At 69.3% G+C, this 15,590-nt stretch carries 12 protein-coding genes; 8 read left to right on the plus strand and 4 right to left on the minus strand.

The genetic code is table 11. From position 1 onward, the window contains the following. Positions 1-118 precede the first annotated feature (118 nt). A complete protein-coding gene (locus tag SOM19_RS09540) occupies positions 119-2,191 on the plus strand; it encodes a DNA gyrase/topoisomerase IV subunit B (RefSeq protein WP_414683637.1) in 2,073 nt (690 codons plus the stop codon). A 39-nt stretch (positions 2,192-2,230) separates the two neighbouring features. On the opposite strand, the gene SOM19_RS09545 is transcribed toward SOM19_RS09540, so the two are convergent. Beyond that, on the minus strand, positions 2,231-4,690 hold the full coding sequence (locus SOM19_RS09545; protein WP_320486283.1) for a DNA gyrase/topoisomerase IV subunit A: 2,460 nt from the start codon (positions 4,688-4,690) through the stop codon (positions 2,231-2,233). 66 nt (positions 4,691-4,756) lie between these two features. Between SOM19_RS09545 and SOM19_RS09550 the strand changes: the two genes are divergently transcribed. Next, positions 4,757-5,872 carry an alkaline phosphatase family protein gene (locus SOM19_RS09550; protein ID WP_320486284.1) on the plus strand — a complete coding sequence of 372 codons (1,116 nt, stop codon included), beginning with the start codon at positions 4,757-4,759 and terminating at the stop codon, positions 5,870-5,872. Between the two features lie 9 nt (positions 5,873-5,881). Here the strand turns inward: SOM19_RS09550 and sepH are convergent, their stop codons facing one another. After that, on the minus strand, positions 5,882-6,913 hold the full coding sequence (gene sepH, locus SOM19_RS09555) for a septation protein SepH (protein WP_320486285.1): 1,032 nt from the start codon (positions 6,911-6,913) through the stop codon (positions 5,882-5,884). Between the two features lie 212 nt (positions 6,914-7,125). Here sepH and SOM19_RS09560 point away from each other — a divergent pair, with 212 nt between their 5' ends. After that, positions 7,126-7,419 carry a DUF4193 domain-containing protein gene (locus SOM19_RS09560; RefSeq protein ID WP_320486286.1) on the plus strand — a complete coding sequence of 98 codons (294 nt, stop codon included), beginning with the start codon at positions 7,126-7,128 and terminating at the stop codon, positions 7,417-7,419. On the opposite strand, the gene SOM19_RS09565 is transcribed toward SOM19_RS09560, so the two are convergent. Beyond that, positions 7,394-7,882, minus strand: a complete 489-nt coding sequence (locus SOM19_RS09565; protein WP_320486287.1) for a DUF3093 domain-containing protein — start codon at positions 7,880-7,882, stop codon at positions 7,394-7,396. The genes SOM19_RS09560 and SOM19_RS09565 overlap by 26 nt on opposite strands. A gap of 12 nt (positions 7,883-7,894) precedes the next feature. On the opposite strand from SOM19_RS09565, the gene dut reads away from it, so the two are divergent. From dut to dxs, 5 genes are all read left to right on the plus strand, one after another. Then, positions 7,895-8,347, plus strand: a complete 453-nt coding sequence (dut, locus tag SOM19_RS09570) for a dUTP diphosphatase (protein WP_320486288.1) — start codon at positions 7,895-7,897, stop codon at positions 8,345-8,347. Then, positions 8,344-8,943 (plus strand): DUF3710 domain-containing protein, encoded by a 600-nt coding sequence (locus SOM19_RS09575; protein WP_320486289.1) that lies wholly within the window; start codon positions 8,344-8,346, stop codon positions 8,941-8,943. The genes dut and SOM19_RS09575 overlap by 4 nt, the downstream gene beginning before the upstream one ends. Next, positions 8,940-9,719: a DUF3159 domain-containing protein gene (locus SOM19_RS09580; protein ID WP_414683638.1), complete on the plus strand. Its 780-nt coding sequence runs from the start codon at positions 8,940-8,942 to the stop codon at positions 9,717-9,719. Before SOM19_RS09575 ends, SOM19_RS09580 begins: the two co-directional genes overlap by 4 nt. A 136-nt stretch (positions 9,720-9,855) precedes the next feature. Beyond that, the gene (gene acnA, locus SOM19_RS09585) at positions 9,856-12,684 is read left to right on the plus strand and encodes an aconitate hydratase AcnA (protein WP_320486290.1); all 2,829 of its coding nucleotides are present in this window, start codon (positions 9,856-9,858) and stop codon (positions 12,682-12,684) included. A 95-nt stretch (positions 12,685-12,779) separates the two neighbouring features. Next, on the plus strand, positions 12,780-14,735 hold the full coding sequence (gene dxs / locus SOM19_RS09590; protein WP_320486291.1) for a 1-deoxy-D-xylulose-5-phosphate synthase: 1,956 nt from the start codon (positions 12,780-12,782) through the stop codon (positions 14,733-14,735). Between the two features lie 6 nt (positions 14,736-14,741). Here the strand turns inward: dxs and SOM19_RS09595 are convergent, their stop codons facing one another. Next, positions 14,742-15,452 carry an SPFH domain-containing protein gene (locus SOM19_RS09595; RefSeq protein WP_320486292.1) on the minus strand — a complete coding sequence of 237 codons (711 nt, stop codon included), beginning with the start codon at positions 15,450-15,452 and terminating at the stop codon, positions 14,742-14,744. Between the last annotated feature and the right edge of the window lie 138 nt (positions 15,453-15,590).

Genomic DNA, 15,590 nt, shown 5'->3' on the forward strand with positions numbered 1-15,590 from the left:
ACCACGCCTTTGTTTCGAGAATGCCGCGAACGGGCTACATTTCGCTGAGCGCGTACGGCGGAAGGCCCGGAGCGTGTCGAGGCCGCGGCGTCGTCGGCCCCGGATACGCTTGAGGATTGTGACAGCCGAGTACTCCGCCCATCATCTTCAGGTGCTCGAAGGGCTCGAAGCGGTCCGCAAGCGACCCGGCATGTACATCGGCTCGACGGACTCCCGCGGGCTCATGCACTGCCTGTGGGAGATCATCGACAACTCGGTCGACGAGGCCCTCGGCGGGCACGGCTCACGCATCGACGTCGTGCTGCACGCAGACGGAAGCGTCGAGGTCCGCGACCGGGCACGCGGCATTCCCGTCGACATCGAACCTCGCACCGGCCTGTCCGGCGTGGAGGTCGTCTTCACCAAGCTTCACGCCGGCGGCAAGTTCGGCGGAGGATCGTACGCGGCCTCGGGTGGCCTCCACGGCGTCGGCGCCTCGGTGGTGAACGCGCTGTCCGAGCGCCTCGACGTGGAGGTGGATCGCGGGGGCAAGACCTGGGCGATGTCCTTCCACCGCGGCGAGCCCGGGGTGTTCGCGAACGGCTCCCCGTCGTCGGCGTTCACGCCGTTCGAGAAGAGCTCCGAGCTGCGAGTGGCCGGCCGCGCCCCGAAGGGCATCACGGGCACCCGCATCCGCTACTGGGCCGACCCGCAGATCTTCACGAAGGATGCCGCGTTCAACCTGACCGAGCTCGAGCAGCGCGTTCGCCAGACCGCGTTCCTCGTGCCGGGACTCGAGATCGTGATCCGGGACGAGCGCCAGGACGCGGCGGTCGAGACGAGCTACCGCTTCGACGGCGGGATCTCGGAGTTCGCCGATTTCCTCGCGCCCGACTCGCCGATCACCGACACCTGGCGGCTGACCGGAACCGGCACGTTCACCGAGACGGTGCCCGTGCTGCAGCCCACCGGCGCGATGGTCCCCACCGAGGTCGAGCGCGAGTGCCAGGTCGACGTCGCCGTGCGCTGGGGCACCGGCTACGAGACCACGTCCCGCTCGTTCGTCAACATCATCTCCACGCCCAAGGGCGGGACGCATCAGCAGGGCTTCGAACTCGCCCTCATGAAAGTCCTCCGGACGCAGGTCGAGCAGAACGGGCGCAAGCTGAAGTTCTCCAGCGGCGACAAGCTCGAGAAGGACGACATCCTGGCCGGGCTCACCGCGGTGCTGACGGTGCGACTGCCCGAGCCCCAGTTCGAGGGTCAGACGAAGGAGGTCCTCGGCACACCCGCGGTGCGCCAGATCGTCGCGAACGTCATCACGAAAGAGCTCACCGCCCGCTTCACCTCGCCCAAGCGGGACGACAAGGCGCAGACGTCCCTCCTCCTCGAGAAGGTCGTCGCCGAGATGAAGGCCCGCGTCTCCGCACGAGCGCACAAGGAGACCCAGCGACGCAAGAACGCGCTCGAGTCCTCCTCGCTCCCGGCGAAGCTCGCCGACTGCCGAACAAACGAGGTCGAGGCGTCCGAGCTGTTCATCGTCGAGGGCGACTCCGCGCTCGGGACGGCGAAGCTCGCGCGCAACAGCGAGTACCAGGCGCTCCTCCCGATCCGCGGCAAGATCCTCAATGTGCAGAAGGCGTCGATCAGCGACATGCTGTCCAACGCCGAGTGCGCGGCGATCATCCAGGTCATCGGCGCGGGCTCCGGCCGCTCGTTCGACCTCGATACCGCCCGCTACGGCAAGGTGATCCTGATGAGCGACGCCGACGTCGACGGCGCGCACATCCGCACGCTGCTGCTGACGCTCTTCTTCCGCTACATGCGTCCCCTCATCGACGACGGCAGGGTCTACGCGGCGGTGCCGCCGCTGCATCGCGTCGTCGTGATGAACCCCGGCACGAAGCCGAACGAGACGATCTACACCTACTCCGAGCAGGAGCTGCACACCCTGCTCGCGAAGCTCACGAAGGCCGGCAAGCGCTGGCAGGAGCCCGTGCAGCGATACAAGGGTCTCGGTGAGATGGACGCCGATCAGCTCGCCACGACGACGATGGACCGCGCCGGCCGCACCCTCCGTCGCGTGCGCATGGCGGATGCCGAGGCCGCGGCATCCGTGTTCGAACTGCTCATGGGCAACGACGTGGCACCGCGCAAGGAGTTCATCATCGACTCGAGCGATCGACTCGGCCGCGAGCGCATCGACGCCTGATCGGCGAAGACGCTCCGGTGCTGGACGATCGCGGCCGACTCAGCGGACGCCGGTGCCGATGGCTCCGATGACACCGTCGAGCGGCGTGCCCGAGGCATCCCGCTTCGCACCGGGCTCGGGCAGCGTGCGCGTGGCGCCGTCCGGCCCGACGGCTCGTGGATCGGAGCCCACCCAGGCGAGCGTCAGGGCATCCTCGCCCTTCAGGAGTCGCTGCGCGCGGACGCCGCCCGTCGCGCGACCCTTGGCCGGGAACTCGCTGAAGACCGAGACCTTGGCGCTTCCGGCATCCGTCCCGGCGAGGGCGGTCGTCGACCCCGCGATCGTCACGACCACGGCGTCGAAGGCCGAGGCACCGACCACGGTGAACGTGATGGCCAGCGCACCCTCGCTGAGGCGGATGCCGGCCATGCCGCCGGCCGCGCGGCCCTGCGGGCGCACGGACGACGCGTCGAAGCGCAGCAGCTGCGCATCCGAGGCGACGAACACCAGCTCGGCCCCGTCGGATGCCGGCGCGGCACCGACGACCCGATCGCCGTCGCGCAACGCGATGATCTCGATGTCGTGCTTGGTTCCGAGTTCGGCGGCCGCCACACGCTTGACGATGCCCTGAGCGGTGCCGACGGCGATCGGCGGGCCGTCGTCGAGCGGGACGATCGCGACCACGTGCTCGCCCGAGCCCAAGCCGAGGTACTGGTCTGCCCGGGTCCCCGCGGCGAGCTGCACCGAGTTGCCCGGCACCGACGGAAGGTCGACGGGGGTGAACCGCACCAGTCGACCGGCGCTCGTGACGGCTCCGACGTCGCCACGTGCGGTGGCATCCACCCACGACCTGATCGCGTCGTGCTTGGAGCGGCGGGCAGGGGGCACGATGCCCCCGTTCGGCGCATCCGCGGTCACCTCGGCGCGCACCATGCGCCCGGTGGCGGAGAGGAAGACGCGGCAGGGGACATCGGCGATCTGAAGATCGACGGCCGCCGCCGCCGCGCGCGAGCGCGGGGCGACCGGTCCGCCGTTGAGGAGCAGCGTGCGCCGGGGTGTGCCGTACGTCTCAGCCGCGGCGTCGAGTTCCCTCGCCACCTGCGCGCGAAGGAGCACCTCGCTGGCCAGCAGCTCTTCGAGCTCGGCGATCTCCGCCTTCAGGCGGTCGCGCTCGGCCTCGAGCTCGATGCGCGAGAAGCGAGTGAGCCGGCGGAGCCGGAGCTCGAGGATGTACTCGGCCTGCGCCTCGGACAGGTCGAAGACGTCCATCAGCCGGGCGCGCGCCTGCTCGCCGTCGTCGGACGTGCGGATGACCTGGATGACCTCGTCGATGTCGAGGATCGCGATGAGCAGACCCTCGACCAGGTGCAGGCGCTCCTTGCGGCGCGCCAGGCGGAAGCGGCTGCGGCGGGTGACGACGCTGATCCGGTGGCCGAGGTAGACGCTCAGCAGCTCCTTCAGCCCGAGCGTCTGCGGCTGGCCTTCGACCAGGGCGACGTTGTTGATGCTGAAGGAGTCCTCGAGCGGGGTGAGCCGGTACAGGTGCTCGAGCACCGCCTGAGGGTCGAAGCCCGTCTTGATGCCGATGACCAGGCGCAAACCGTGGTGGCGGTCGGTCAGGTCGGTGACGTCGGAGATGCCCTGGAGCTTCTTGGCAGTGACCGCATCCTTGATCTTCTCGATGATCCGCTCGGGACCGACGAGATACGGAAGCTCCGTGACGACGATGCCGGTGCGGCGGGGGCCGAGCGACTCGATCGAGACCTTGGCCCGCGTCCGGAAGCTGCCGCGACCCTTCGCGTACGCGTCCTTGATGCCGTCGAGGCCGACGATGATCCCGCCCGAGGGCAGATCCGGCCCGGGGACGAACTCCATGAGCTCCTCCACCGTGGCCTCGGGGTTGTCCAGGAGGTGGATCGCCGCGCCGATGACCTCGATGAGATTGTGCGGGGCCATGTTCGTCGCCATGCCGACCGCGATGCCGGTGGCGCCGTTGACGAGGAGGTTCGGATAGGCCGCCGGGAGCACCTCGGGCTGCTGGAACTGCCCGTCGTAGTTCGGGATGAAGTCGACGACGTCCTCGTCGAGGTTCTCGGTGAGCGCCAGGGCAGGCGGGGCCAGCCGCGCCTCGGTGTAGCGCGGCGCCGCGGGGCCGTCGTCGAGCGACCCGAAGTTGCCGTGCCCGTCCACGAGCGGCACCCGCAGCGAGAAGGGCTGAGCGAGGCGCACGAGCGCGTCGTAGATCGGCGCGTCGCCGTGCGGGTGGAGCTTTCCCATCACTTCGCCGACCACGCGGGCGCTCTTGACGTGCCCGCGGTCGGGCCGAAGACCCATGTCCGCCATCTGGTACAGGATGCGCCGCTGCACGGGCTTGAGCCCGTCGCGGGCGTCGGGAAGCGCGCGGGAGTAGATGACCGAGTAGGCGTACTCCAGGAAGGATCCCTGCATCTCGACCGAGACATCGACGTCTTCGATGCGGCCGTGGTCTACAGGGGATGAGTCTTTGGGGGATGCAGGCATGACGATGAGGCCTCGGGTGACGGCGGAACGGCGGGGGCCATCCGCGGGTGTGCGAGACTGGCCCCGATGTCCCTCAGCCTACCCGCGGACCCGCCGCGCGCCCGGAGCCTCACCGGTGTCGTCCCGCAGATGTCGGCGGCGCTCGAGGGCAGATCCGACTGGTTCGCACCGGCGACGAGTGCCGTCGTCTTCGTGATAGACGGTCTGGGCGCGCACAATCTCGCCGCGCGCTCCGGGCATGCCCGCTTTCTCGCGCAGTCCGGCACCAAGCGGGATGCTGCCCGCACGGTGTTCCCGTCGACGACCGCATCGGCGCTCACGAGTCTCCTGACCGGCACCCTGCCGGGCGCGCACGGCATCGTCGGCTACCGTGCCCGGATCCCCGGGACGGATGACGTCGTCAACCAGCTCCGGGGCTGGGACACCGACGGTCTGCCGCGGGAGTGGCAGCGCTCCACGCCGCTCGCGACGTCGCTCGACCGTCCGTTCTTCGCCGTGTCGAAGCGCGAGTACGCCGGCACCGGGTTCACGGCCGCCACGCTCGAGGGCGCCGAGTTCCACGGGTCCGACGATCTCACCGAGCGGGTCGTGACGGCCGCACGGCTCGCCGCCGACAATCCCGGTTCACTCGTCTATCTGTACGCCCCCGAACTCGACGGCATCGGCCATCGACGCGGGTGGGAGTCCGACGAGTGGCTGGTCGCCCTCGAGAAGATGGATGCCGCGGCCCGCTCGTTCGCCGGGGCCCTCTCGCGCGGCACCGGGGCGGTGGTGACGGCCGACCATGGAATGGTCGACGTGCCTCGACACCGCCAGATCCTCCTGGGGGAGGACGATGAGCTGCTGCAGGACGTGCGGCTCATCGGCGGCGAGCCGCGGATGCTGCATCTCTACGCCGAGCCCGGAGGCGCCGATGGCGTGCTCGCGAGGTGGCGCGCCGCAGAGTCGTCGCGGTCCTGGGTGTGCTCTCGCGACGAGCTCATCGAGTCGGGGCTCGTCGGCACGGTGTCGGCCGAGGTGCGGGAGCGCATCGGCGATGTCGTGGTCGCTGCGCGCGGGGGTGTCGTCTACTACGACGATCGCCTCGACGACAAGCAGTCGCAGAAGATGATCGGGCAGCACGGCTCGCTCACGGACGAAGAGCGCGTGGTGCCGCTGCTGCGGCTCGGCGCTTTCGCCTGAGCCGCGAGGTCAGTCGTCGGTGCGTGCGCCGAAGACGATCTCGTCCCACGACGGCATCGAGGTCCGGCCCTTGCGGCGACCGGCCTCGGCCACCGCGGAGGGCGCCTCGTACGCGGGCTCACCGGGTTCGTCGTCGATCGGCGCCTCGTCGTACCCGGGCTCCAGCGCGTCGAACAGGGCGACGGGCGCGTGCGAGCGCGACACCGCGACCTCGTCGGCTCCGGGAAGGGGCTCGCGCTGACCGCGACGGCGACGCAGGGCCTCAAGGAGATCGGCCGTCTCGGCGGACGTCACGGCGGGCTCATCGGCGCGCTTGATCGCCGCCTGCTGCACGGCCGGCGCGGCCGGAGCAGGGAGGTCGGGCGATTCGAGGTCGGCGTCGGGGAGCTTCCGCGGACCGAACGCGCCGCTGTCGAATCGGGTGTCGTCCTTGGGCTGCACGGTCTCGAGTGCACGCAGCCGCGGGATCAGCCCGTCGGGAAGGGAGCCCTGACGCGACAGCTGGATGGCGTCCGCATTCAGCGGTGAGAGCGTGCTGCGGCGCGGGTCGAAGCCCCACCGCGCGTCGTGGTTCACCTCGTTCGCAGTGAACTCGAGCTTGACCACCCAGCCGGTGGGCTCTTTCCAGCTCGTCCACCGTTCACCCGAGGCGCCGGCCTCGGCGAGCTTGATCCGCACAGCCGAGCCGAAGGTCGGGTGGCCGTCGGCCTCGAAGTCGCCGCCGAGGAGCACCGGCACCGCCAGCGCCTGGCCGACGATGTGCTCGCGCTCGGCCAGAACGGGGCCCTCGAACCGTGCCACGTCCTCGACGCGCGCGCCGAGGAGGCTGGCCACCTCATCGGCGGAGAGCCCGGCGCGGATGTGGGACTGGATCTCGCGGGGGCTGGGGCGGGCCGCCTGCGGCTCGCTCTCGCGGCCCTGCCGCGCCTTGCGCAGCTCGATCCGCAGTACGTCGTCGACATCGAGCGAGAATCTCTCGCCGGACTCGGTCGCCAGGATGAGCTTGTCGTCCTCGGTTCCGATGACCTTCAGCTGTTCCATGCGAACGCCCCTCCGATCCTGCGTGTCCCGCCCATGCTGACACAGCAGTTGTCCAGTCCCGGGAATATCCGGCGCGTGGCGCGAGTTTCACGGGAGCGCATGGCACGGCATCCGGATTTCAGCATTTGCGAAAAAGGATTCGTTCATGCAAACTATCGCCGCCTGAAAGGGCGAGCGCACCCGCGATATTCCGGAAGTTGAGACGTTCACGAATGGCAACCGATTACGACGCCCCCCGCAAGACCGAGGACGACAGCGAGTCGATCGAGGCTCTGAAGGAGCGCGTGCCCGACAAGCTCTCGGGCGCTGTCGATGTAGAGGATGCCGACAACCCGTCAGGATTCGAGCTGCCCGGGGCGGACCTGTCCGACCTCGAGCTCGACGTCGTCGTCCTTCCCCCTCAGGAGGATGAGTTCACGTGCGTGAACTGCTTCCTCGTGAAGCACCGCTCACAGCTGGACCACGAGGCGAAGAGCGGACCTATCTGCTCGGAGTGCGCCGCGTAGCGCCGGCTCGTCGCATCGCGGCCGCCAGCCTGTCCGGCGTCCGCGACGAGATGACCCACGTCGGTGCCGGATCGTCCAGATCCGTCACCGGCACCACGACGACGCCGTCGATGCCGCCTCTGATGAGGTGCCACGACCGCGGGTCGAGGCCGGCGCCACGTGCGTGCCGGGCATCGTCGGCGGTGTGGACCGTCGGCTCGCCGAGAAGGCTCACGTCTATGTGCGCACGCCCGGCGCGAAGCACGCCGTCACGGAGTTCCACGACGGGCGATCCTGCGATCAGCAGGGCGATGATCCCGACCCCCACCGCGGCGCCGATCACGAGCGCCACGGTCGTGTCGATCGGCGTGAAGACCAGGGCCGCCATGGGGGCGGCGACCGCCGCACTCACCAGGGTCCACAGGGACGGGCCGAGCCTCTCTCGATACTCGCCGGCCCCGACATTGCGCGCTGTCTTCTGCATTACCCTCATTGGGTGACTGAAACGGTGGATGTCCCCATTATCGCCCGCGAGGTGCCGGCGTACTCGCACCCGGGCGACGCCGGAGCCGACCTCGTGTCCGCGGAGGCGGTGCGCCTCGAGCCCGGTCAGCGCGCGATCGTGGGAACGGGTGTGCGCATCGCCCTCCCGGAGGGGCATGTCGCCTTCGTCGTGCCACGCAGCGGCCTGGCCGCGAAGCACGGCATCACCGTCGTCAACTCGCCCGGTACGGTCGACTCCGGCTACCGGGGTGAGATCAAGGTCATCCTGCTCAACACCGACGCGGAGACCCCGCACGAGATCGCGGTGGGCGACCGGATCGCCCAGCTGATCGTCATGCCGGTGCCCCGCGCCCGATTCATCCCGGTGGAGTCCCTCCCCGACAGCGCCCGAGGTGAGGGCGGCTTCGGCTCCACCGGCTACCAGAAGGACGGAGTCCTCGCATGACAGACCCCACACCCGCAGACCCCGCGCGCAAGGATGCGCCCGACGACCGCGCCAGCTCCGGCCCGTTCGACGAGTCCGAGGCCAACCCCGTGCGGCCCTACATCGACCTCGGCGGAATCAAGATCCTGCCTCGTGAAGGGCTCAACCTCCGCCTCGAAGTCGAGGAGCAGACCAAGCGCATCGTCGCCGTCGGCCTCGACTACGCCGGATCGACCCTGCAGGTGCAGCCGTTCGCCGCGCCCCGCTCCAACGGGCTGTGGGCCGAGACGCGCGATCAGATCCGCGCTCAGATCCGCCAGCAGGGCGGACGCGTCGAAGAGCGCGAGGGCCCGCTCGGCCCCGAGCTCCTCGCGGAGGTGCCGGTCGTGGCCGGCCCCGACAGCACTGCCGGCAAGCGGCTCGCCCGTTTCGTGGGCGTCGACGGGCCCCGCTGGTTCCTGCGCGGCGTGATCGGCGGGGCGGCGACATCCGATGTCGAGGCGGCCGCGGCCGTGGAAGACCTCTTCCGCTCGATCGTGGTGGTGCGCGGCGGATCGCCGATGCCCCCGCGCGACCTGATCCCTCTCAAGATGCCGGCGACGCCGGGCACCGCGTGAGCGACGAGCGGCGCATCCCCGACCCGACGCCCGGGGCCGACCCGGCACCCGACGCCGTGACAGGCGACGGCTCCCAGCCGAAGGCATCCGACATGCTCGGCGCCGCACTCGGAGACGCCGCGCGCCGCGCAGGGCTCGATCCCTCCGAGGGCAAGTCCACCGGGCATGTCGTGTGGGCCGCCATGGGGGGCTGGCGCGGCATCCTGGAATCGGTTCTCCCCGGCCTCGTCTTCATCGTCGTCTACACGCTCACGATCGACCCCGCGACCGGCGACGGCGACCTGTGGCTCTCTCTGGGCCTGTCCGTCGGGATCGCGGCGATCTTCACCGCGGCGCGCCTCATCGCCCGGCAGCCGGTGACGGCGGCGATCGGCGGCCTCGTCGCCGCCGGCGTCGCGGCGGCCTTCGCTGCGTTCACCGGCGAAGCCAGCAACAACTTCATCCCCGGCTTCATCACGAACGCGCTGTACGGCTCGGCGTTCCTCGTGTCTGCCCTGATCGGATGGTCGCTCATCGGACTCGCTGTCGGATTCCTCATGGGGGAGGGCACCGCCTGGCGCCGCGACAAGCGCAAGCGCCGCGCGTTCTTCTGGCTGGCGATCGCCTGGGCGTCGCTGTTCGCCGCGCGGCTGCTGGTGCAGCTCCCGCTCTACTTCGCCGACAACGTCACCGCACTGGGCACGCTCAAGCTCGTGATGGGCATCCCGCTCTTCGCCCCCATGGTGGCCGTCACGTGGCTGGCGGTGCGCGCGCTCTATCCTCGTGCGCCGAAGTGATACATTTATCTTGATATCAAGATAAATTCATCCCGCTGACGCTTAGGTCACCCTCACTAGCCGAGGGCCTTCTAGCGGGGGAAGATGGGAAAAGCAGGGCCCCGGCCCGCTCCCGCCGCCGACGAAGGAGACAGACGTGTCCACGGTTGACAGCTTCGGTGCCAAGAGCACCCTGACGGTCGGCAGCACCGACTACGAGATCTTCCGCATCGACACCGTCGAGGGCTACGAGAAGCTCCCGTTCAGCCTGAAGGTGCTGCTCGAGAATCTGCTTCGCACCGAGGACGGTGCGAACGTGACGAAGCAGCAGATCCAGGCGCTCGGGTCGTGGGATGCCGCGGCCGAGCCCGACACCGAGATCCAGTTCACGCCGGCTCGCGTGGTCATGCAGGACTTCACCGGCGTGCCCTGCATCGTCGACCTCGCCACCATGCGCGAGGCGATGGAGGCCCTCGGGGGAGACCCCACCAAGATCAACCCCCTCTCGCCGGCCGAGATGGTGATCGACCACTCCGTCATCGCCGACCTCTTCGGCACCGAGAACGCGCTCGAGCGCAACGTCGAGATCGAGTACGAGCGCAACGGCGAGCGGTACCAGTTCCTCCGCTGGGGCCAGACGGCCTTCGACGACTTCAAGGTCGTGCCCCCGGGCACCGGCATCGTCCACCAGGTGAACATCGAGCACCTCGCCAAGGTCATCTACGACCGCTCGGTCGACGGTGTTCTCCGTGCCTACCCCGACACGTGCGTCGGCACCGACTCGCACACCACGATGGTCAATGGCCTGGGCGTGCTCGGCTGGGGCGTCGGGGGCATCGAGGCAGAGGCGGCCATGCTCGGCCAGCCCGTGTCGATGCTCATCCCTCGCGTGGTGGGTTTCAAGCTCACCGGCGCCATCCCCACCGGCGTCACGGCCACCGATGTCGTGCTCACCATCACAGACCTGCTGCGCAAGCACGGCGTGGTCGGCAAGTTCGTCGAGTTCTACGGCGAGGGAGTGGCCTCCGTGCCGCTGGCCAACCGCGCGACGATCGGCAACATGAGCCCCGAGTTCGGCTCGACGGCGGCGATGTTCCCCATCGACTCCGTCACGATCGACTACCTGCGCCTCACCGGTCGCAGCGAGCAGGCGCTCGCCCTCGTCGAGGCGTACGCCAAGGAGCAGCACCTCTGGCACGACCCGAGCCGCGAGCCCGTGTTCAGCGAGTACATGGAGCTGGACCTCGCCACGGTCGTCCCCTCGATCGCCGGTCCGAAGCGTCCCCAGGACCGCATCGAGCTCTCCCGCTCGAAGCAGCAGTTCGAGATCGACCTCAACAACTACGCCGATGTCGACCACGACCTGGTCGATCTGACGATCTCGGAGTCGTTCCCCGCCTCCGACCCGCCGGGATTCTCTCCCGAGGACGAGTCGAACCACCACGAGCACCACCACCACTCGCACGCGCCGGCCACGGTCTCCAAGCCGACGCCGGTCGCGCTCGAGGGCGGCGAGAAGTTCATCCTCGACCACGGCGCGGTGACGATCGCCGCGATCACCTCGTGCACGAACACGTCGAACCCGTCGGTCATGCTCGCCGCGGGCCTGCTCGCCCGCAACGCGGTGCGGAAGGGCCTGAAGGCCAAGCCCTGGGTCAAGACGACCCTGGCGCCCGGCTCGAAGGTGGTCACGGACTACTACGAGAAGGCCGGCCTCACCAAGGATCTCGAGGACCTCGGCTTCTTCACCGTCGGCTACGGCTGCACCACGTGCATCGGAAACTCCGGACCCCTCATCGAGGAGGTCTCGGCGGCCATCCAGGAGAACGACCTGGCCGTGACGGCCGTGCTCTCAGGAAACCGCAACTTCGAGGGGCGCATCAACCCCGACGTGAAGATGAACTACCTCGCGAGCCCTCCGCTCGTGATCGCCTACTCGCTCGCCGGGTCGATGAACTTCGACTTCGAGACCGACCCGCTCGGCAAGGACCAGGCCGGCAACGACGTCTTCCTCAAGGACATCTGGCCGGATGCCGCGGAGGTCCAGGCGACGATCGACTCGTCGATCGACCAGGACATGTTCAACACGCAGTACGCCACGGTGTTCGAGGGCGACGAGCGCTGGCGCAACCTGCCCACGCCGACCGGCGACGTCTTCGAGTGGGACGAGGCGTCGACCTATGTGCGCCGCCCCCCGTACTTCGACGGCATGACGATGGAGCTCACCCCGGTGACCGACATCTCCGGCGCCCGCGTGCTCGCGACGCTCGGCGACTCCGTCACGACCGACCACATCAGCCCGGCCGGCAACATCAAGGCCGACAGCCCGGCCGGTCAGTACCTCGCCGCTCACGGTGTCGACCGCAAGGACTTCAACTCCTACGGCTCGCGCCGCGGCAACCACGAGATCATGATCCGGGGCACGTTCGCCAACATCCGTCTGAAGAACCTGCTCGTCGGCGCCGTGAACGGCGGCGCGGTCGTGGAGGGCGGCTACACCCGCGACTTCACCCAGGAGGGCGGCCCGCAGTCCTACATCTATGACGCGAGCCAGAACTACCAGGCCGACGGCACGCCGCTCGTGATCTTCGGCGGCAAAGAGTACGGCTCCGGCTCGTCGCGCGACTGGGCGGCAAAGGGCACCAGCCTGCTGGGCGTCAAGGCGGTCATCACCGAGAGCTTCGAGCGCATCCACCGCTCCAATCTCATCGGAATGGGCGTCGTCCCGCTGCAGTTCCCGGCGGGCCAGAGCTGGGAGTCGCTCGGACTCGACGGCACCGAGATCGTCTCGATCGCGGGCCTCGAGCAGCTGAACGAGGGCGTCACCCCCAAGACGGTGCGCGTGACCGCTGCCCCGAGCGAGTTCTCGGCCGCAGGCAAGGAGACCGTCGAGTTCGACGCCGTGGTGCGCATCGACACGCCCGGTGAAGCCGACTACTACCGCAACGGCGGCATCCTGCAGTACGTGCTGCGCTCGCTCGTCTGAGCTATGCCACAGGAGGGGCCGGGTGGCAACGCCCGGCCCCTCCGGCATGTCCCGGGTAGACTGACATGGCCCATCGTGGCCCGGAAAGGAGCGAGATGTCGCTGCTGTCGTCCATCGCCGGACCCCGTGATCTCGACTCGCTGAGCACCGAGCAGCTGCAGGAGCTGGCTGACGAGGTCCGTGAGTTCCTGATCGAGAACGTCTCCCGCACCGGCGGCCACCTGGGCCCCAACCTCGGCGTGGTGGAGCTCACCATCGCACTTCACCGGGTGTTCGATTCCCCGGCCGATCCGTTCATCTTCGACACCGGGCACCAGTCCTACGTGCACAAGCTCCTCACCGGACGGCAGGACTTCAGCAGCCTGCGCTCCCGCGGGGGTCTCGCCGGCTACCCGCAGCGCTCCGAGAGCGCCCACGACGTCGTCGAGTCGTCGCACGCGTCGAGCTCGCTGAGTTGGGCCGACGGCGTCTCTCGCGCCCTCACCCGCACGGGCCGCAAGGACCGCCACGTGATCGCGGTCGTGGGCGACGGGTCGCTCACCGGCGGCATGACGTGGGAGGCCCTGAACAACATCTCCGACGACAACGACCGCAACCTCGTGATCGTCGTCAACGACAACGGCCGGTCGTACGCGCCGACCATCGGCGGCATGGCCCGCTACCTCAACCGCGTGCGCACCGCCGACTCCTACCGCACCCTCCACCGCGGGTCGGACTCGCTCTTCCGCCGGCTCGGCCCGGCCGCCCGTGCGGTCTATCGCGGCGTCCGCGGCGGCACCCACGGCTTCCTGTCGCGCTTCACCAACAACGCCGCGCTCTACTCCAACCTCGACATCAAGTACCTCGGTCCCGTCGACGGGCACGACCTGCCGACGCTGATCGAGACGCTCGAGCTGGCGAAGCTGTACGGCGCGCCGGTGATCGTCCACGCCATCACGGAGAAGGGCCGGGGCTATCAGCCAGCACTCGACGACGAAGCCGACCAGTTCCACGCCGTCGGCAAGATCGACCCGCTGACCGGCAAGACCGTCGGCGTCGCGAGCGGCGGTCCCGCCTGGACAGACGTCTTCGCCGAAGAGCTCGTCGCGGTGGGGGAGCAGCGCGACGACATCATCGGCATGACCGCCGCGATGCTCCGACCCACCGGGCTGCTGCCGTTCGCGCAGCGCTTCCCCGACCGCGTCTACGACGTGGGGATCGCGGAGCAGCATGCGGTGGCATCCGCCGCCGGCCTCGCCTTCGGGGGGCTGCACCCGGTCGTGGCCATCTATGCCACGTTCATGAACCGCGCCTTCGACCAGGTGCTCATGGATGTCGCCCTGCATCGTGCCGGAGTCACGTTCGTGCTCGATCGCGCCGGCGTCACCGGTCCCGACGGTCCCAGCCACCACGGGATCTGGGATCTGGCGATGCTGCAGCTGGTGCCGCACATCCGTATCGCCGTGCCGCGCGACGCGGTGCGTCTGCGAGAGGAGCTGCGGGAAGCCGTCGACGTCGACGACGCCCCCACGGTGATCCGCTTCCCGAAGGGCGGAGTGAGCCCCGAGATCCCCGCGCTCGAGCGGCTTGACGACGGCGTCGACGTGCTGGTGCGATCCGACGCCCAGGACGTCCTCATCGTCGGCATCGGGCCGATGGCCCACATCGCCGTCGAGGTCGCCGAGCGCCTCCGGGCGCAGGGAATCGGCTCTACCGTGGTCGACCCGCGGTGGGTCGTCCCGGTGCAGCCGTCGATCGTCGAGCTGGCGGCGACCCATCGACTCGTCATCACGATCGAGGACGGCATCCGGGTCGGAGGAATCGGCACGCGCGTGCGCCAGGTGCTCCGCGAGGCGGGGGTCGACACGGCTGTCGACGAGCTCGGCCTGCCCGACGAGTTCATCGATCACGCCAGCCGAGAGCAGATCCTCGAGGATGCCGGACTCACGCCCGCGAAGATCGCTCAGGATGTCGTCGCCCAGGTGCTCGGCACCCGCATCCCGGTTGCGCGCGGTGCGACGACTGAGATTCCCGTGATCGGGGAGTGGGCGCGCTCCGACGCGCGCGACTAGCGTCACTCATCCGACGGCGCTGAGCCGGCTGGCGACGATGGTCGCCGCAGCCGCGCCGGGGGAGTCCGCGCGAGCGGATGCGGCGGCCAGCGCCTCCGACAGGAGATAGCCGTCGGTGAGGGCGTCTCCGGTCACGGTGACGGCGACGAGCTCGATCCCGCAGCTGGATCGAACACCGTCCGCACAGGCGGCGACGACGATCGGCGACAGCTCGGCGTTCGGAGGGAGCACCGGACCTTCGAGGCGGTGCACGATGTCCCGCAGCGCGGCGCCGACGATGTTCCCCGCGCGTTCGGTCACGTTGACCACGTCGAGTTCGAACACGCGCAGATCGTGTCCGGTGGTCAGCGGCCGCCAGTCGAACGACGCGTGCACGAGGTGCTGATGCCGTTCTGCGCCGGTGAGGTGGCGAACGGGCAGATCATTCGACCGCGCGCGCACGTCGATGAGCCGGTACCAGTAGAAGATCGGGATCGCCCCGTGGGTGCCGGGTCGGAGCACCACCACCTCTCCCCGCGCGTCGCCCGAGCGAGATCCCCTGCGGATGATCGGCTTCCCGTTGCGGGTGCGGATCGCGGCCGACCCTTCGTCGATCGTGACCACGAACAGCTTCATGATCGCCGGGATGACGAGCAGCGTCGTCAGGATCGCACCGCTGGTCCTCAGCAGCGTGTTCATCCCGCTGCCGCTGAACAGTCCCGCGAATGCATCGATCATCTCCATCGCCTCCCTTGAGACTCCGCCGTCGAACGCTCTCAGGATGCCGTGGGCGCAGCCCCGGCCGCGCACGATCGGCCGTCCCGGGGCGAGTGTTCACGGTGCCGTCGGAAGCCGTTGCCCAAGACGAAGGGCCGC

Origin of the sequence: Microbacterium sp. CFBP9034 (assembly GCF_034045255.1) — a bacterium.
Taxonomy (GTDB): Bacteria; Actinomycetota; Actinomycetes; order Actinomycetales; family Microbacteriaceae; genus Microbacterium.